Origin of the sequence: Leptospira yasudae, from assembly GCF_003545925.1 — a bacterium.
GTDB lineage: Bacteria > Spirochaetota > Leptospiria > Leptospirales > Leptospiraceae > Leptospira > Leptospira yasudae.
The window spans coordinates 160,356-179,103 of sequence record NZ_QHCU01000002.1; the positions used below are offsets into that span (position 1 = coordinate 160,356).

The 18,748-nt window shown below is 43.8% G+C and carries 15 protein-coding genes; 7 read left to right on the forward strand and 8 right to left on the reverse strand.

Annotated features, from left to right (window positions below):
* Positions 1-55: 55 nt before the first annotated feature.
* Positions 56-955, reverse strand: a complete 900-nt coding sequence (locus DLM76_RS05895) for a tetratricopeptide repeat protein (protein WP_118964661.1) — start codon at positions 953-955, stop codon at positions 56-58.
* Between the two features lie 106 nt (positions 956-1,061).
* On the opposite strand from DLM76_RS05895, the gene mpl36 reads away from it, so the two are divergent.
* The gene (gene mpl36, locus DLM76_RS05900) at positions 1,062-1,979 is read left to right on the forward strand and encodes an RlpA family plasminogen-binding lipoprotein MPL36 (RefSeq protein WP_118954625.1); all 918 of its coding nucleotides are present in this window, start codon (positions 1,062-1,064) and stop codon (positions 1,977-1,979) included.
* 62 nt (positions 1,980-2,041) lie between these two features.
* Here mpl36 and DLM76_RS05905 read toward each other — a convergent pair whose 3' ends face one another.
* Both DLM76_RS05905 and cysE read right to left on the reverse strand, forming a co-directional pair.
* The gene (locus tag DLM76_RS05905) at positions 2,042-2,299 is read right to left on the reverse strand and encodes a hypothetical protein (protein WP_118954459.1); all 258 of its coding nucleotides are present in this window, start codon (positions 2,297-2,299) and stop codon (positions 2,042-2,044) included.
* Between the two features lie 143 nt (positions 2,300-2,442).
* Positions 2,443-3,159: a serine O-acetyltransferase gene (cysE, locus tag DLM76_RS05910; protein WP_118954458.1), complete on the reverse strand. Its 717-nt coding sequence runs from the start codon at positions 3,157-3,159 to the stop codon at positions 2,443-2,445.
* 95 nt (positions 3,160-3,254) lie between these two features.
* On the opposite strand from cysE, the gene DLM76_RS05915 reads away from it, so the two are divergent.
* Both DLM76_RS05915 and DLM76_RS05920 read left to right on the forward strand, forming a co-directional pair.
* The gene (locus tag DLM76_RS05915; protein ID WP_118954457.1) at positions 3,255-4,181 is read left to right on the forward strand and encodes a site-2 protease family protein; all 927 of its coding nucleotides are present in this window, start codon (positions 3,255-3,257) and stop codon (positions 4,179-4,181) included.
* On the forward strand, positions 4,145-5,560 hold the full coding sequence (locus DLM76_RS05920; protein WP_118964662.1) for an NHL repeat-containing protein: 1,416 nt from the start codon (positions 4,145-4,147) through the stop codon (positions 5,558-5,560). The genes DLM76_RS05915 and DLM76_RS05920 overlap by 37 nt, the downstream gene beginning before the upstream one ends.
* 145 nt (positions 5,561-5,705) lie before the next feature.
* Here DLM76_RS05920 and DLM76_RS05925 read toward each other — a convergent pair whose 3' ends face one another.
* Positions 5,706-7,028, reverse strand: a complete 1,323-nt coding sequence (locus DLM76_RS05925) for an MATE family efflux transporter (RefSeq protein ID WP_118964663.1) — start codon at positions 7,026-7,028, stop codon at positions 5,706-5,708.
* A complete protein-coding gene (locus tag DLM76_RS05930) occupies positions 7,029-8,312 on the reverse strand; it encodes a dicarboxylate/amino acid:cation symporter (RefSeq protein WP_118964664.1) in 1,284 nt (427 codons plus the stop codon).
* 142 nt (positions 8,313-8,454) lie between these two features.
* Here DLM76_RS05930 and DLM76_RS05935 point away from each other — a divergent pair, with 142 nt between their 5' ends.
* From DLM76_RS05935 to DLM76_RS05945, 3 genes are all read left to right on the forward strand, one after another.
* Positions 8,455-11,637: a SpoIIE family protein phosphatase gene (locus DLM76_RS05935; protein ID WP_118954453.1), complete on the forward strand. Its 3,183-nt coding sequence runs from the start codon at positions 8,455-8,457 to the stop codon at positions 11,635-11,637.
* A complete protein-coding gene (locus DLM76_RS05940; RefSeq protein WP_118954452.1) occupies positions 11,630-12,526 on the forward strand; it encodes a gluzincin family metallopeptidase in 897 nt (298 codons plus the stop codon). The genes DLM76_RS05935 and DLM76_RS05940 overlap by 8 nt, the downstream gene beginning before the upstream one ends.
* A 206-nt stretch (positions 12,527-12,732) precedes the next feature.
* Positions 12,733-15,933 carry a SpoIIE family protein phosphatase gene (locus tag DLM76_RS05945; RefSeq protein WP_118954451.1) on the forward strand — a complete coding sequence of 1,067 codons (3,201 nt, stop codon included), beginning with the start codon at positions 12,733-12,735 and terminating at the stop codon, positions 15,931-15,933.
* A 103-nt stretch (positions 15,934-16,036) separates the two neighbouring features.
* Here the strand turns inward: DLM76_RS05945 and DLM76_RS05950 are convergent, their stop codons facing one another.
* The 3 genes from DLM76_RS05950 to DLM76_RS05960 all read right to left on the reverse strand — a co-directional run bounded on the left by DLM76_RS05950 (position 16,037) and on the right by DLM76_RS05960 (position 17,887).
* The gene (locus DLM76_RS05950; protein ID WP_118954450.1) at positions 16,037-16,507 is read right to left on the reverse strand and encodes a DUF2147 domain-containing protein; all 471 of its coding nucleotides are present in this window, start codon (positions 16,505-16,507) and stop codon (positions 16,037-16,039) included.
* A gap of 75 nt (positions 16,508-16,582) precedes the next feature.
* Positions 16,583-17,104: a dCTP deaminase gene (dcd, locus tag DLM76_RS05955; protein WP_118964665.1), complete on the reverse strand. Its 522-nt coding sequence runs from the start codon at positions 17,102-17,104 to the stop codon at positions 16,583-16,585.
* On the reverse strand, positions 17,105-17,887 hold the full coding sequence (locus DLM76_RS05960; protein ID WP_118964666.1) for an enoyl-CoA hydratase-related protein: 783 nt from the start codon (positions 17,885-17,887) through the stop codon (positions 17,105-17,107).
* A gap of 98 nt (positions 17,888-17,985) precedes the next feature.
* On the opposite strand from DLM76_RS05960, the gene DLM76_RS05965 reads away from it, so the two are divergent.
* Entirely contained in the window at positions 17,986-18,714 is a 729-nt protein-coding gene (locus tag DLM76_RS05965) for an LIC10067 family putative lipoprotein (RefSeq protein ID WP_425528924.1), read from the forward strand.
* Positions 18,715-18,748 lie beyond the last annotated feature (34 nt).

Genomic DNA, 18,748 nt, shown 5'->3' on the forward strand with positions numbered 1-18,748 from the left:
AAACGGAAGACTTCTTTTTTGAAGCAGGACGTTTTGTTTTTGTTGAACCGTCGGATCAGCCTTCTTGGGCACCGGATTCTTCCAATTGTTTTTGAGCATAGAGCATGTACTTGAGAGCGCGTTCTTTATCGCCATGGAACAAATACATGAGTGAAAGATCAAGTGCATCCTGCGGGTTCGGAGGAGCGAAGTCTTCCGGATTTTCTTTGCTCATCTCGAATTTGGAACGGAATTCATCGAGTTTGTTTTTCGTAAGTTTTTCCAGAGAATCGAAAAAGGCGGCTTCTTCCGGATTCTTCTTCGCTTCTTCGATCGCGTCCGAAAATCGAGTAAATCCTTTCGACTGCGAAGTGGCTTGTTTGAGAATTTCAAAGGATTGTTTGAAGTTTCCCAAGCGGGTATGAACTTCCGAGATCAACACCTGTATTCTCGAATCGCCCGGATAAAGTTTGTTCACCTTTTCCGCCGTTTCCAAACATTCTTTCCAGCGTTCCTTTTCAAAGTATAACGTTGCGAGCGCGGTCAACGCCATTCGATTGTTTGCATCGAGTCGAATCGCGTTCGTAAGATAGAGTTCGGTTTTATCATCCTTTTCGAGTTGGCGATAACAATATGCGAGAAGGATATGCGACTTTAAAAATCTCTTTTCGATTTCGAGGGATTTCTTGAGGGATCTTACGGCGGTTTCTATTTCCCCGGTTCGATAAAGTTCCACTCCGATATTGTAATAGAGCTCGGGAGTTTTTCCGATATCGAGCGCCCTTTGATAGACTTCGATCGCTTTTTTGGAATTCCCTTGTTTGGAATAAAGGGCGCCGAGATTCAGATACGACTTTTGATACTTCGGCTGAGCCTGGATCAGACTTTCGTAAAGCTGAATCGCTTCCGGCTGTTTTCCCTGTTTTTCCAAGGCCAACGCCTGATTGAAGATTTTGCTGATATCTGTCCCGGTCATAGAACAACTATCGGCCGGATTTCGAACTGGGGCGACCGAAAAAGTTGTAATGGAATTTTTCGATTCGGCCGATTGGATAAAGGAATCACTAGGACCCGAGGGAAACATGAAACAAATAGCAATCTTAGTTGCCCTGATTATTTTTACGTCTTGCGCATCCGTTGAATCGAAACGAAGCGTCAGCGCTTCCGGAGATCCGTCCGAGATCTTTTTTGAAAAAGAGATCGCTCCCATGGATAGAGAATCCGGTTCATCCGCTTCCCAAAAACCCGGACGGAGATCGTTCGAGGAAGAGCTGAACGTTGAAAAATATGCAAAGGCTCAACCTCCTGAAAAATCCAACAATTCCGGCGGAGATTTCGACGAAATCGGAATGTCTTCTTGGTACGGAGCGAAATTTCACGGTAAACCGACCGCAAGCGGAGAAAAGTTCGACAAAACGAAACTTACCGCAGCGCATCCGACTCTTCCCTTGGGTTCGATCATCCGTGTTCAGAATTTGGAAAACCAGAAAGAAGTGCTGGTTCGCGTGAACGACAGAGGACCTTTCGTAAAAGATAGAATTATCGATCTTTCCGAAAAAGCGGCAGACACGCTGGAATTCAAAGACGTGGGACTCGCAAAAGTAGGAATCAAAGTCGTAAAGCGCGGAGGAGCCGCGGGTGATGAATCCGAAGACCTTGAAAACAACGACGACGAAGACGCTCTGTTAGGCGATGAAGGAAAACCGGAAAAACTTCAACCGCAAAAATCGGATTATCCGAACAAACCGATCGCGGGTGGAAAGTATATCAAAGGTTCTCCGAAAGGTTATACCGTTCAAGTGGGAGTTTTCCGCGATCAAACCAGAGCGGAAGCGTACAAAGCGAGTCTCGGACAAGAATACGGAGAAAAGACGTTCGTATTTACAAGAGACGGTTTGTTCGTAATTCAGTTGGGCGATTTCGGCAGCAGAACAGGAGCCGAATCTCTGAAATCGAAATTAAAAACGGACGGGATCGACTGCTTTATTCCAAAAAAGTAATCGTTTCTTTTCGATAAACGTTCCCTCGCAACGAAAAGCCCCGTTCAACGGGGCTTTTCGTTTTAACGATGCGCGCGACAACTATCCTGCTTCATTCTTCCTCTACAGATTTCTTTCGCCGTTTCCACAACGGCAAAACCGCAGGTGTTTAAACTCGGATCCACGCAACCAGGAATCGCTAAAAGCAGAACCGGAAAACATTTATCGAATTCTTCGATTTCCTTGGAACAGATTTGTTCGTTCGAAATCAGCAGATTGCAATTGAGAATTCCGATGACACCGAGCCATACGATCAAAATGGAAAGAATTCGTTTTTTCATCCCAATAGAAGAAAACGTTCTTTCGAAAAATCAATTCCGAAAAACGGAATCGATTCGATTTAGAATTCGGTTTTCGGAATTTTGCGATTCTGTTTTAAAATAAAGAAAAGAAGCCGGTCGTAGTTCCGACTCAAAAAGATCGGTTAAATTCCCCCGCCGTGGATGAACTCGTCCAGAATCTCTTCCAGATTGTCTTTTTCCTTTTTCAACGGAGTATGATGGCCACCGTCTTTGCCTAAATCGTGAATTTCTTTTTGAAGAGTTTCGATTCGTTCGAGCAGGATAGAGAATACTTTTGCGACCGGATCGGGAATTTCATTGTGATCCAGCATATGTTCGCCTTCTTCTCCGATCGGCATTTTGGAACGAACGACTTTTGCCGGAATTCCGACCACGGTCGTATCGTGCGGAACGTCTCGCATCACCACGGAACCGGCTCCGACTCTGACATTTTTACCGATGGTGATATTCCCGAGAATTTTCGCTCCCGCTCCGACGACCACGTTCTCCAGTAAGGAAGGGTGACGTTTACCGGATTCTTTTCCTGTTCCACCTAAAGTGACGCCTTGATAGATCAAACAACCTTTTGCTACGGTAGCGGTTTCTCCGATCACGACTCCGTGACCGTGATCGATCATAATTCCGTTCGCGATCTGAGCGCCTGGATGAATGTCGATTCCGGTGATGAATCTGGAAAAAGTATTGATCATCCTTGGAATTAAGGGAAGTTTTATCCGATAAAGAAAATGAGCGAGCTTATGAAACCAAAGCGCGTGCAAACCAGGATAACAGAGTATAATTTCCAAATACGACTTAGCGGCTGGATCATACTTCTTGATAAATTTAATGTTCTCGAACAACTGTCAATCTCCGGTCTTCGCCAAACTAATATAAAAGGCTAAAAATTCGCCGTACCATGTAAAGAGGATTCTTTCCGAAAAGAATAGAATAACGATTGAAACAATCTCGATTTTCAACACACGTCATCTTGTTCATCCTTACCTTTCTGACTCTCACGTTTCAAAGTGAATTTTTCGAAATTCCTTTCCTATCGGTTCAGTATTTAAAAGAATTATTTTTTCTTAGACTTCCGTATTCGCTTTCTTTGATTATAATTCTTTTAGCGCATGAGATGGGACATTTTTTGGCGGCGCGATATTACGGTGTTAAAGCGACTTGGCCGTATTTTATTCCGGTTCCTTTCGCGCCGATTGGAACGATGGGAGCGGTGATTCGAATCCTCGAGCCGATTCGAAATAAAAAACAACTTTTCGACATCGGAATCTGGGGACCGTTGATGAGCTTGATTCTTTCGGTTCCTTGTTACGTTTTAGGAATCTACTGGTCTTCTCTGGTTCCGATGGACACTGTCCGAGGGAATCCGGGAATCATTTCCTTCGGAGAATCTCTTTTCACGATTTTTATCAATCAGTGGATCTTAGGACCGTTTGATCCCGCGGTTCAAGACGTTTGGATTCATCCGTTGGCGCAGGCGGGTTGGGTCGGATTACTGGTGACTGCGATCAACCTTCTTCCCTTCGGTCAACTCGACGGCGGCCACGTTATTTATTCCATTTTTGGTGAAAAATATCGGAATTGGATTTATTATCTTTTTACGGGGTTTTTGCTTTTATGTCTTTGGAATTTTTCCTGGTTACTGTGGGGTTTCCTGATTTATTTCATCATAAAAGTAGAACACCCTTTTGTCCCTGACCCGGTGGTTCCCTTGGATCGAGTTCGAAAGATCGGCGGCCTTTTGATTTTGTTCGCGCTGATTTTCATTTTTGTGCCTTCTCCCATCCAACTCGGAACTGATATAAACAGACCCGGTCTTGCAGAGGAGCTATGGATTTCACTCAAGTCAGTTTTTTCAGGTATTTAGTTGCGTTCGTATTTTTCATTTCGACTCCGATTTTTTCCCAAGATCAGGAAATCAAACTTACAGAGAACGCGTACGGTTTCACATACGACGGAACGAATTTTTGGTACATCGATTCTACGCATCGATCCTTGTATCGAGTAGACCCATCGGGAAGGCAAGAATCGTTTTCGCTGAACATTCCGTTTTTGACCGGGATCAATTTTGATCCGCGTGAAGGGAGAATTTTCGTCGGAGCGAGAAAGCTCGTTTTAAAAGTGGAACCGAACACAGGCGGAGTTACGGAAAGAATTCCGGTTCCGATCGAAAAGATCGGAGGAATAGCCAGCCAAGATTCACTGTTATACATTCTCGATCAGGAGAATGGAAAGATTTCCATCTTAGATAAAGCCACGGGTAAGTTGATCGGAGGTTTTTTAACGGACCGCGCTCAACCGAGGGATTTGGTTTTTGCAAGAGATTCGATTTGGGTCTCCGATTCTTCCGATGGAAACATCTATCGATATAATCCGAACAACGGCTCCATTACAGGGTCGATCAAAACTCCTTCCAAGGAAATCCGCGGAATGGTTTTTTTGGGCAGCAGAATCTTCGTGGTCGATCGCGCCGGAAAAGAAGTGAGAAAAGTTTCGTTCGTCGAAACCGATCGATTTATCGCTTCGGGTGAAGCGACCCATCTGATGAAAGTTCGCATAACGTTTTCATTAAACGAACTTTCGATCGCCGGAGGTTCTCTCGGAATTTTTCAACCCCCGACTACGGAACATCAGAGAATCCGGAATCTCAAAATTGCCGCGCCCGGATTCAAACAGGATTTTATCGGAAACGGAAGAGCGTTCGTAAAGGTTTTGGGCGTGGACGACGTCAAAGGAAAACAAACCTTAGAATATTCTTTCGAAGCTAGAACGCAGAACATTCGTTATTACGTGACGGACGACTTCTTGGAAAAGAAGGAAAGAATCGGAGACGATCTAAAACCTTTCTTGAAGGGCGAACCTCTCGACGTTCAAAAGAATTCGTATTACGTGGATAAGATCTTCGACGCGCGATTATTCCGCAGCACGATGCCTTCTTTGAAAAAGAGTCTTTTGGATTCCGGAGTTCCGGTTCGTTCCCAATATACCGCAACAATCGCCGGACCAAATTCGGTTTCCTTTAAGGATACGATGGACGTTTACATTCCGGGTTTCGGTTGGGCTCCGGTGCAAGCTGTAAAACCCGCATCGGACGAATCTTCCCGTGTGTTTAAAAAAGGAGAAGAAAGTATCGATTTATTCCGCGCGGAAAACTGGGACGAAATTCAATCTCCGATTTTTTACAAGAGTCGAAATTCGGAAGAATGGAAAAACATACCCGCAGAAATTCAGGTGACCTTAGAATGATAAAAATCTGACTCGAAAAGATCCGAAGTCCGACGGTTTTGCGGATTCGTTTCAAAGTAATTCTGAAAAATCGAATTTGTGGGAACTCATACGAAAACGGAACGAATCGAATTTTACGGAAAGTCCAAAATCTCATCGAAGAGACTTAATTTGTAGGATCTCCCACTCTTTGAAAAAACTTTCTCGCTTGTAAGGAAAGGGTTACGGTTCGACCGATCATCAACAAAACGAGGGAAAGCCAAAGAAGATGATTGTCCTTCTGGATTTTCCCGAGATACGCCGCCGGAAAAAAAAATAAGGCCGTGCTGATCAACATGGAATTGCGGAGAATTCTCCCTTGCGTAAGTCCGATAAAAAAACCGTCTAGAATAAAAGCGATCGCTCCGATTTCCAAAACGGGCAACAACCAAATTCGGTATTCGTTTAACAAAACTCGGACCGATTCGCTTTTGGTGATCAAGCCGAACGTAAAATTCGGAAATATAAAAAGAACCGCGAGAAAGATCGAAGTAAACAGAATACTATTATAAAGCGCGAGAACCAAAAGTTCCTTCAACGATTTCCAATTCTTTTCTCCGTAGATATTTCCGGCGAGGCTTTCGGTCGCAAATGCGGCTCCGTCCACCAAATACGCGCTTACTAAAATCAACTGAAGAAGAATCGTATTAGCCGCTAAAATTTCGGTTCCTGCTTCCGAGCTGAAATTACGGAACAAACTAAACGTAAGAATCAGAAACAAGGTTCGTAAAAAAATGTCTTTGTTGAGATGGAGCAAGGAAAAAAAGCCGTGCATGGACAAGAGATGTTTGTCGCGTAACAAAGCGATTCTTAAATTCGGGAGAATTCTCAATTCTCTCAGAAATAAAACGATAAATACGGCCAACATACCGAATTGACTGATGCTCGTAGCGAGTCCCGCTCCGTATGCTTCCCAGCCTAAAAACAAAATAAACCAAACGTCGAGCGCAACATTGATTCCGTTTCCGATGATGGTAGCGATCAGAATATAAGAACTCTTTTCTCTTCCTAAAAACCACCCGGTAAAAACGTAATTGCAAAGTACGGCGATCGAACCCGGAATTCTCGAATCGAAATACGAAAGACCGGCCTCCTTTACGTTCGGACTTCCTTCTAAAATTCGAAATCCGAATTCCCGTATCCAAGGAGAAAACAAAAGGATCAAGGCCCCGAAAAAACAAGCCAATACGATCGAGCGCACGAGAATAAAAAGCGATTCTTTTTCATTCTTTTCTCCGGCTGCTTGCGCCGTTAAACCGGTGGTTCCCATTCTCAAAAAACCGAACATCCAAAAGATAAAATCAAACAGGATCCCCGAAAGCGCGGCTCCGGCCATAAAGATATGAGTATCAAGATTTCCTAATATAGCTGTGTCCGCTAAACCGGTAAGAGGAACGGTGATATTCGCAAGGATGTTGTAAAATGTAAGTCGATAAAATCTGGATTTCAATCAGCTCAGCCTGTCCATAACGCAAGACGCCGTAATATCGCCGGTGACGTTGATCGTAGTTCTGCACATATCCAGAAAACGATCCACGCCTAGGATGATCCCGATTCCTTCGGTCGGAATTCCCAACCCTGCAAGGATGGTGGCTAAGATTACGATTCCGATTCCGGGCGTACTCGGTGTTCCGATCGACGCGCCGACCGTTGCAAACAAAAGAAAGACCAATTGCGTGGGGGCCAAATCGATTCCATAATATTGAGCTAAAAAGATCGTCGCCACCGCTTGATAAAGGGCTGTCCCATCCATGTTGATCGTCGCTCCGACCGGTATGATGAATTCGGCGATGTTCTTTTTGACCTTTAAATTTTCAGTCGCGGTTCGGATCGAGACCGGCATTACTGCGGCGGAACTCGAAGTGGAAAACGCGAGAAGCTGCAATCCTGCGATTTTGGAAAAGAATTCGATCGGGTTTCTTCTCGCCACGAAGATGAGAATGATCGAGTAAACGCCGATCACACATAGAAGTCCGAGAAGAACCGTGCTCATATAAACGCCGAGCGTAATCAAAAGTTCCGCACCGATCGAAGAAATCGCTTTTGCCATTAATCCGAAAACCGCAAACGGAGTTAGAGTCATCGCCCAGTTGACGATTTTCATGCTGATCTGAAAAACCGAGTTCAAAAGTTCCAAGATCGGTTTCGAAAGTTCTTTCGAAACGGAAAGGATGGCGATTCCGATGAGAATGGAAAAGACGATGACGTTTAACATTTCTCCCTGAGTAATCGATAGAAACGGATTCTTCGGAAAAAAGGACATGAATAATTCCGGGTATTTGTCTAGGGCCGGTATATCCGTAGGTGAAGGAACTTTCGAGGTCAGAGCACTCTTAATTTGAATCGTTGATTTTCCCGGCTCCAACCAAAGCGCCAGTGCGATTCCGATGGCGACCGCAATGAAAGTTGTCAGAACGAAATAAATTAAGGTTCTAATTCCGAGTTTTTTAACGTTCTCGATGTTTTCAGCCGAACAAATTCCGAGAATAATAGAAGAGAAGATCAAAGGAATCATGATCATCTGTAAAAGACTGATGAAGATGAGTCCCGGTATAACAAGCCACGCAGTCGTAAGTTGAGCGACATCCCTTTCGACTAAGGATAAATCAGTTCCTAAGAGGATACCGGTTACGATTCCGGCAAACATCCCAACTAGGATTTTTAACCAGAGTTTTTCTTTCAGGAGCCCAAGAATCTTTCGATTGAGGGAATTTAGTTTCTCAAAAACCGGCATATTGGAAAACTCTTTTGATTCCTTATTTTTTCTATTGATTTTTAGTTTTGGTATGAATTATTGAAACCGTTTTCAAGATTTTTTGAACGATGCCGTGCTTTTTCGAACGATATAAAGAATTAGAAAGACGGACCTGGAGATTATGGGATTAGATTTTCTGAGATCAGATTTGATTCTGTTCAACTATTATTCTTTTGGCAGTCTTTTAGTAACGATTACCACCTTCTTCCTCGCCGTTTTTTTTATTAGCTTAAAAAGAAAGACGGTCGCGACGTATCATCTCGGAATCGCCTTTTTCGTGTTCGGTCTTTTCGAGATCGGATATTTTATGGCCGCGTTTTATTATCATCCGATCGCGGCATATCATAGATGGTTGACGGGATGTTTGATCCTTCCTGCGGTGACTCACTTTACTCAGTTTTTTATACGATATCCGAGCAACGCGAATAAGAAGTTCGGTTTCTGGATGATGATCTTTCAGCACATACTCGGATTCATCGTTGCCTGTATCTTTATCTACATGACCTACATCTCGGAGAAGATTTATCACTTCACCGCGCATCACTGGGACTTCAACGCGCTGATCTCCAGTAAATATCTTGCCTTCATGATCGCGTTTTACTGCGTCATTGCATTTATCATCGTCCCCGCTTGGAGGATCATCACCGATAAGGAAAAAAAGAGATTCGCCATCTTCCTATTCGCGATCGGGTTTATGATTGCGGCTTTTTATCCGAATATCGCTAACGTTTTGAGTCGAGACGGTTTGATGGAGCGATCCACTTACATGACCTCGAACGTCATCTTCTTTATCGCCGCGTTTTCGGTCGTCGTCATCGTTTTCATCAACAACAGTACGGAAAGAACGACCTTCATGGTTAAGATCGTGGGAATCACTTTGTTCACGATCTGTTTGATCATGCAGTCTCTCGTATTTATTTCCAACCAGGATAAGGAATCGGAATACGATAGTCTTCATATCGTCAACAGCGAACGCGTCTTGGAGAACGGTAAGGTTAATAACGAAGTCGAATACACGCTTCGATACGATGAAAAAACGGGAGAATTGATCACGACCGATTACAATTCAAAATACGGTTTGGATCTTACACTCGTAAAAGTGGATCTTCAGAATACTTTGATCTATGAGGAAATTGCGGCTCTCAAAGAGGACAATTTTCGAGAAAATCTTAAAGCGATTCTCGACGCTTCGCCCGAATACTTTGCCGGTTATAAGGATGCGATCTATAAGTTCGTTAAGGAGAATTCTTCCTTAAGTTCTAAGGATCTAAAAAAGGCGCTTCTAAAGTATGCAGAAAAATTAAACAAAGACGCCTTTGTTAATACGAACAAACTTCAGGGAATCAATCCGGATTCTTTCTGCGAACAAGGAAAATCCTATCTCGAAAAAAATAAGGATCTGGAATCCTTTAAGAACGGAATTCTGAAAAACTTAGAAGGATGTTCTTGGAAGGGAAAACAAGTTTCCGGTAAGGAATTGAAAGCGGAATTCTTAAAATACTTCAGTTTGTTCAAACCCGCAGAAACCAGGCACTATAGAAGAAGCGTTGATGGACTCGGACACCACGTCGCGTTTATGAAATACATCCCTTCAAAGAAGCAGGTTGTCGAACTTGGATTCTCTTATAAAAAATATCGCGAATTCATGCACCCGACCTCGGTGAAGCAGACGATCATTTTGTTCGCGGTGATTTTTGTCGTACTCGTCTTATTTCCGTTATTCTTTAAAAGCAGTCTCGTCGATCCGTTGAACAATTTGTTATCCGGGGTGGAAAAGGTAAACAAAGGGGATCTGGATGTGGAGGTTCCCGTGAAGGTCCGCGACGAAATCGGATTTTTGGCCGATTCGTTCAACTCGATGGTTTCTTCGATCAAACAGGCAAGAAGAGAACTTCAAGATTACGCCGAAAACCTAGAAGAAAAGGTAAAGGAAAGAACTCAGGAAGTTCAGGAGAAAATGGAAGAGGTCCAAAGGCTGAAGGTTCAGCAGGACGGGGATTACTTCCTTACTTCCCTTTTGGCAAAGCCGCTTTTTTACAACGCGAACAAATCGAAGCTCGTTCACACCGAATTCACGTTAAAGCAGAAGAAACAATTCGAGTTTCGCGGAAAACATTCCGATCTTGGCGGGGATATTTGTGTGACCGGAAATCTCCGTTTAGGAACCCAAGAAAGTTATAAGCGTTATACGATGGCGATGAACGGGGACGCGATGGGTAAATCCATGCAGGGCGCAGGCGGGGCTCTCGTTATGGGAGTCGTAATGAACTCCATCATGGCGCGTTCCGCGGCAAACAATAGGATTCTTAACAAAACACCCGCCGAATGGCTGAGCGAAGTTTACCAAGAGATTCATTCCGTATTCAAGTCGTTTAACGGAAGTATGGTGATTTCAGCGGTGGTGTTCCTGATCGAAGAGGAAACCGGAAAATGTTTTTATTTCAACGCCGAACACCCGTTTAGCGTCCTCTATCGCGACGGAAAAGCGAGCTTTTTGGAAGAAGGCTTACAACTGAGAAAACTCGGATTGGATTCCGAATTCGATTTTGAAGTGAAGAATTTCGAACTCAAAAAAGGGGACATACTGATTCTCGGATCGGACGGTCGCGACGATATCGATTTAACTCCAGAAGAAACAGTAAGAACGATCAACGAAGATGAAAACTTATTCTTAAGAAATGTGGAAAAAGCAAAAGGCGTCCTCGAAGACATCGAAACCGAAATCCGAAAATACGGAGAATTGACGGACGACCTTTCCTTATTGAAGATCGAATTCCAAGTAGAAAAGAAAAAAGACGAACTGGATGAAATGTTCACCGGCGGAGATCGTATCGAAGTCGCTCTCAATCCGGACGTGATCTACGAAGACGCGAAACAACTTTACAAAGCCGGTAAAGTGGAACAAGCTTTGGAACTTCTCAAGACCGGTTATACGCACGATACCGCAAATCAAAAGATAAACAAACTTCTCGGTCTTTTGAGTTTTAAAGGAAAAGATTATACGACCGCGATCGAAGTTTTAAGCAATTATCTGAAAACCGATCCGGGACTTCACGAGTATTGGTTCTATTTGTCGATCGCAAACAAGAAAGTCGGAAAATACGAACAGGCGTTGCAAGCGAGCTTGAAACTGAGAGATATTCAACCGGAGAATCTTTCCAACCTCGTTAATCTTTCCGATATTTATCGACTTACGGATCAATTCGATCTCGCGGAAGAAGTAGCTCGAAAGCTGATGCATCTTGATCCGGGCAATCAAAACGGGGAAAGACTTCTCAAACTCATCGAAAGAGATCGTGCGTAAGTTCTTAATCGGGTTTTTACTTCTTTTCTCGTTCAGTATCTATTCGGATAAAAGCGCTGCCGCGTGGGTTCGGAGAATTCCTCTGAACCGCGGGGAACTCGTTTTGGAAATTCGAAATTCTTCCCGGGATAAGGAATGGAACGAGTTTGCCTATCGAAAGACCGGCGATCTTTTTCGGGCGCTTGAATCGTATTCGGGAATTTCCTTTCACGAAGCGAGCGCTTCCGTGTTCGAAGGACAAAGGGCGTCCGAAAAATATAAGGTGCTTTTGGTCGTTCAGGATCAGGTCGTATTAAACGGAACCCGGGTCGGGGGTTACAACAACATCTCCGGCGATTTAGGACCTTCTCGCGGGATTTTTATGGAACCCGATCTTTCACCCGCCGGTTACCCCGCTTTGCTCTTTCACGAACTCGGCCATTTTTATTTTTCGAACATTCCTTGGTTGAGCGAGGGTTTGGTTTCCTTTTTACCTTTCGTTCTTTATAAAGAAAAGAAGATCAATCTTACCAAAGACGAGTTAATCTCGATTGCGGAAGAATGGAGTTCGGAAGAAGGGCTGCAAGGCGGAAAGGATTTCCCGTTGGACCCCGACTTTCGAGAAAAAAATCCGGCTGCGACCCCGACCTTTTACAATAAGGCCCTGAAGATTCAATATATTCTTTATAAGGAATTGGGTCCGACCGGTTACCGGGATTTTGTCAAAAAATTAGTGTTCGAGAATTCCCCCAAAACAACGGGAGAAGTGATCTTGATCCTAAAGTCGATCCGGGACAAAAATTGGTCCAGCCTGCTTCGAGGGTGGGTAACGCGCGGACCATACGAAGTTTATACTTGGAAAACCTTCCAAAAAGAATCGATCCTGGGCGCTTTCGTGCAACTCCCTTGAAAACGAACGCTTGTTCCATTTAATTTTCCCTTCTTTCTCGAAACGCTCGCAGAAAGCCGACGGATCATTCCGTTAAATCGAACTAATCCTATTTTATCATTGAAAAGAAGCTTCATACCAATAGAGTAACGTCTGTTCGGAAAAAATAGAAATCGGTTCGAATTGAATCGCCGAGAGATTTTTTAAAAGAAAAGGTTTGTAAGACTATGGGCGAAACAGGATCCATTTGGGACAATATACTTCTCAATTATTATTCGTTTGGAAGTTTGTTATCGTTTTTAACAGCCATCCTTATTTCCGGGGTTTTTCTTTTTATCGATAAGAAAGTATCGAGCACTAAACATCTCGCGCTTGGCGCGTTTTTGCTCGGTGTTTTTCAGTTCGGTTATGTTTTTGCCGCGGTTCTTTATCATCCGTTTGCAGCGTATCACCGATGGATTACGGCGGGCTTAATTCTTCCGGCGATTCTCCATATCGGACAGTTCGTCGCACGTTATCCTGAAAATGATTTTCCGAGATTCAACTTCGTCACAACGATCGTGTTGTGGGTCGTCGCCGCTTTGTCCGTAGGCTACTTCTGTTTTTCCACCTGGAACGCTTCGGTTAAATATCACTTCACGGCGCATCATTGGGATTTTAACGCGGAAAACGTAAGTCGCACGATTGCGATCATCATCTTTACGTATGTGTTCATCAACTTCGTCGCGATTCCTATCTGGAGAATGACGTTGCTCAAAGGTAAAACGAGATGGATCATCTTCGGGTTTATGATGTCCTTTCTGATCGGCGGAACCGTTCCGGTCGTCGCCAACCTTTTGAGCCGAGACGGTTATATCGAAAGATCGATTTATCTTACCTCGATCGTTCTTTTGTTTATGGCGGCTTTCTTTATCATTCTTATCTTATATCTGAACTTTTCCGTAGAAAAAACTTCGTTCATGTTGAAAATCGTAGGAATCACTTTCGTTACGGTTCTCATCATCATGCAAGCGCTCGTCTACATCTCCAACCAGGACAAAGAATCAGAGTACGACACTCTGAGTCAGATTCATATGGAAAGAGCGTTGGAAGGAGGTGCGATCGAAGAAGGAATTTCGTACGTAATCCGATGGAATAAAAATAAGAATACGTTCGATCGCGATAAATACGATCCGAAGATCCATCCCGATCAAGAACAGCTTGAGATCGATTTCAAGAACACGCTTTTATACGAGGAGATATTCGGTCTCCAACCCCAAGGATTTCGCGAATCCTTAATGAAACTCGTGGATCATTCCCATGAGAATTTCGGAGGATATAAGTATTCCATAATCAACTTTCTAAAAGATCATCCCGAGTTGGAAGACGCGGCTTTGAAAACCGCGTTGGGCAAGGAACTATCAAGACTCGGTCTTCACGTATTCGTTGCTTCTAACAAACTCGATAATATTTTTGCGGAGGATTTCTGCGCGAAAGGGAGAAGTTATCTGGACGGCGCAAAAGAAGTGAAGATGTTCCGCATCTCCTTGGAATATCGATGGAACTTCTGTAAATGGGACGGCAAAGCCGTAACTCCCGCAAAGTTAAAGGAAGAAGTTTTGAATTACTTCCGTCCGTTCGTACCTTCTCTTACGAGATACTATCGTAAGAAGGATGTGGACAACCATAGCCAGCATTATATCGGCTTTATCAAATACGATCGCGAAAACGATACGGTGAACGAAGTCGGTTTTTCCTATAGGGCTTACCGCGAATTTATGCACCCGACCGCGTTGAAACAAATCATCGTGTTGGGCGTCGTGATCGTAGTGATCATTCTTCTCTTTCCGTTGTTCTTTAGAGGAAGTCTCGTTTCGCCTCTGAACGATTTGCTGAGCGGCGTGGAAAAGGTAAACGACGGAAGTCTGGAAGTTCAGGTGCCGATCCGCGTTAAAGACGAGATCGGATTTTTAGCGGATTCGTTTAACAACATGGTTTCCTCGATTCGAGACGCGAGAAAAGAACTCCAGGATTACGCGGAACACCTCGCGACCAAAGTCCGTTTAAGAACGGAGGAATTATCCGAAAAAATCGACGAATTCCAAAAACTGAAGATTCAACAAGACGGGGATTATTTCTTAACATCCCTTCTTGCAAAACCTCTGAACTACAACGCGAGCAAGTCTTCGCGCATCTCCACTCAGTTTCTTCTGAGACAAAAAAAGCAGTTCGAGTTTAAGGGAAAGCGCGCCGATCTCGGTGGGGATATCTGCGTTACCGGAAATCTCCGTTTAGGAACTCCTTCCGATTTTAAACGATACGTCTTTGCGATGAACGGGGATGCGATGGGTAAGTCCATGCAGGGAGCGGGAGGTTCTCTTGTAATGGGGGTCGTTATCAATTCGATTTTGGCCCGATCCGCGGCTGACAATCGAATTCTTGACATGTCTCCGGAACAATGGTTAACCGAAACTTACGAAGAAGTAAACGCGGTCTTTAAGTCGTTTAACGGGAGTATGGTGATTTCCGGGTCGTTCTTTCTCATCGAAGAAGAATCGGGAAAATGTTTTTATTTCAACGCGGAACATCCATTTACCGTTCTGTATCGTGACGGACGCGCTACGTTTTTGGATTCTTCCTTAACGCTGCGTAAGATCGGATTAGAATCGGAGTATCCTTTCAAAGTTTTTAATACGACTTTGCGGAAGGGGGATGTATTGATCGTCGGTTCGGACGGAAAGGACGATTTGGATCTTACTCCCGATAAGGACACTCGATCGATCAACGAAGACGAGACTCTCTTTCTCAAAACGGTTGAGTTAGGTAAAGGAGATCTCGACAAAATAGAGCATCTGATTTACAAAAACGGGGAAATCACGGACGACCTTTCACTCTTAAGAATCGAATTCGGAATTCTTAAAACGGAACAAACGCGAGGATCGTCCCTCGATGCGGATCATTCGATTGCGGCATCCTTAAACGAAGAGCCGAACGATTGGAGCATTTCGTATTCCCACGCGCGTCAGCTGTATAAGGATGGAAACGTAAAAGAGGCGATCGACGAACTTGCGGATCTTTATTCGAAAACACCGGAAGATTCTAAGGTTATAAAATTACTCGGCCTTTTGAGTTTTAAGGATAAGGATTACGTCAAGGCAGTCGAGATATTAGGAAAGTATCTCGAGCTCGATCCGGAATTGAGCGAGTATTGGTATTATCTTTCCGTAGCGAATAAGAAATTGGGAAGACTTCCCGAAGCGATTTCTGCTTCCGAAAGAGTGATCGCCAAACAGCCGGATAACGCGAACAACTTGGTCAATCTTTCCGATTTATATCGGATGCAACAGGATTACACTACCGCGAAAGAGTTTGCGATAAAAGCTTTGGATTTGGATCCACAGAACGAAAACGCGAAGAAGATTTTAAAGAAGATTGAAAATCACGTTTGAGGAATTAGAATCTCTCCGTTTGTATTGATCGGAGAGATTCTAATTTTCAGTTTTGCAACAAAGGATCTTTTTTATTTCCTCTGATTGGCGAGAATAGACCGAATTATTTTACTCTAGTCCAAGTGGATTCTTTTCCGATCATCATGAAGCCGACTTTGTATCCGCCTTTGAGATCCAGAGTATCCGCGTTTCTTAAAGTAAGTCTTCCGTCGTATGTTTTACCGCCTTTCGGATCGTAAACTCTTCCGCCGGTCCAAACTTGTTCACCTTCATAGGAGAAGCCGGTAAGGAACACAAGTCCCAAAGTAGGGCGTGTGCGAAGACTTTCGTCCTTATTATGAATGTCCAATTTTGGAGTCCCCGGAGTTCCCTCGGTGCTTCCCGCAGGATAAAGGGGCTCTTTCAACCATACGATTTTTCCGCAAATTTTCGCTCCGCATTTGTGTAAGTCTACTTGTGCGTCTTTTTCTTTGTTCCACCATTTTCCAAGAATTGCATCGTCTTCTCCGGCAAACGCAGGCGCGGAAATAAATGCGAACGCAAGAAAAATTGCGACCGTTTTAAACTTCATCATTCCATACTCCAAAAAGTGTTTTGAGGTCAAAATTCTCGAGAGAATGCGAAGAAAGTCAACAAAAAAGAAAGAATTCTATTTCTCGAAGTCTTTATATAACATCGAAGGCTGGATACCCTGGTTCGCTTGATATTTGCCTGATGTGTATTCCGTTATTTGTCCTTCAAGCGTGTGATAAAAAATCTGACAAACTTCCACACCCGGATAAACGATGAGAGGTTGAATGACGGAAATTTCCAAAGTCCAAAATCCTTTGAATCCCACGTCTCCGAATCCCGCCGTAACGTGAACGAGCATTCCCAATCTTCCGATCGAAGACCTTCCTTCGAGCATCGGTACTAAGTTATGCGTCTCCGTAAATTCCAAGGTTCTTCCCAGATACAATACTCCGGGTTTTAAAAGAAGACCGGTTTCGGGGATAATGAGCTTTTCCGAGGGATTCGGTTTTTTCATATCCAACGGAAGTTCCGTATAAATCAAAAGTTCTTCGTGGAGTCTTAGATTGTAAGAATTCGGATTGAGTTGTTTTTCGGAATAGGGAGTGATTACGATATCTTGACCGATTCGTTTTTGAATTTCTTTTCCTGTAAGAATCATTTATTTTCCTTTAAAAATCGGTTTCCGTTTTTCCTGAAACGCTTTCAAAGCTTCCAACCGATCTTCCGTCTTTAAGGTTTCGTCGTAGTATTTTTTTTCGGTTTTGAGAGCCGTTCGTATATCCTGACCATAACCTTCAGCGATTGCTTTCTTTGCAAGCTGAAGAGCGATAGGGGCCGAATGGGATGCGATTTCTTCCGCTAACATTTTCGCTGCCGGTAAAGAAGAGTCGTGCCAGATCGAATTTGCTAGTCCGTAGTTCAACGCGGTTTCTGCGTCGATCGTTTTACCCGTAAAGATCATTTCCTTTGCTCTGGAGATTCCGATTCTGCGAGGAAGTCTTTGCGTCCCTCCTCCACCCGGAATAATTCCCAAACGGGTTTCCGTAAGTCCGATTCGAATATCGTTTTTGAGAAGAATGAAATCGCAACACAACGCAAGTTCAAGACCGCCGCCGAACGCGTCTCCGTCAAGAGCCGCTACTGTGGGATAAGGAAAATTTTCCAGTTCCAAAAAACAATTTTTGAGATCTTCTAAAAAGCGAGTCACTTCTTTGGGAGCCATCGTCGCTCGTTCCTTGAGGTCCGCTCCTGCGCAAAAGGAAGGTCCGATTCCTCCCAGAACCAAAGCGCGAACCGTTTTTTCGTTTTTCGCTTTTAAAATCGATTGATGAAGAGTGGAAAGAAGTTCTTTACTGATTGCGTTTCTTTTTTCGGGTCTGTTCAAAAGAAGAACCGCGATTTCTTGTTCGGTGGAATAAATTACTGTGCTGGATTCGCTCATTTCAATGCACCATTTTCTAGGCAGAATAATTCTTGCCGAAACCTTTTTGTTCCGATAAACTAGATGCCCGTCGTAAATTTTTCAAGCCAAGTAAGGTTATGTTACATAAATCGAGAAAAATTTTCCTAACAATTCTGTTCCTATCCTTTTTCTTTCAATGTAAAGAAAGCGATTCCAACAACGATTTATTTACCGGACTCGGCTTGGGAAGTCCCGTGATTACTTCGATCGATCCCCCGTCCGGATCTCCTCCCCAGACAGATGGGGTTTCTTATACGGGGACACAGATTACGATCACGGGGAGAAATTTTGCTCCGAGCTCCGCTGAGACGCTCATAAAATTCAACGGGCTTTCCGGCACGATCTTTTCCGTGACTACGACGGAAATCATTACCACCGTTCCGTCGGGAACCACGGCCGGATTTTTGACCGTCGCCAAAACGGACGGATTCTGTGATACGGTGTACGGAACCGACGGATACAATTGTTCGGCGAGACGGTTTTACGTGGATTGTTACAAAGCCTACTCGAATATCTACGGCGATGAAACTGCGGTGAATTATCCCGATTCACAAACCATTAAATTTACGGATGATTATTCCACAAAAGCGTTCCGATCCAATCTCCGAGAAACTGGCGGGACGATTCTTACCTTTGAATGTGATAACTTAGTCGCCGTGAAATATTTTACGACCAGTTGTACAACCGTCGACGTAGGAACGCTCGCGGCTCCGGTATACAACCCTACGATCAATTTTGCGGACAATTATGCCGTTCAATATTTCATAACGACGGGAAAGGGAAGTTGTAAGATCGGATTTCAATAAAAAATGTTTGGTTTTTTTAGGTAAATCTGTTAGA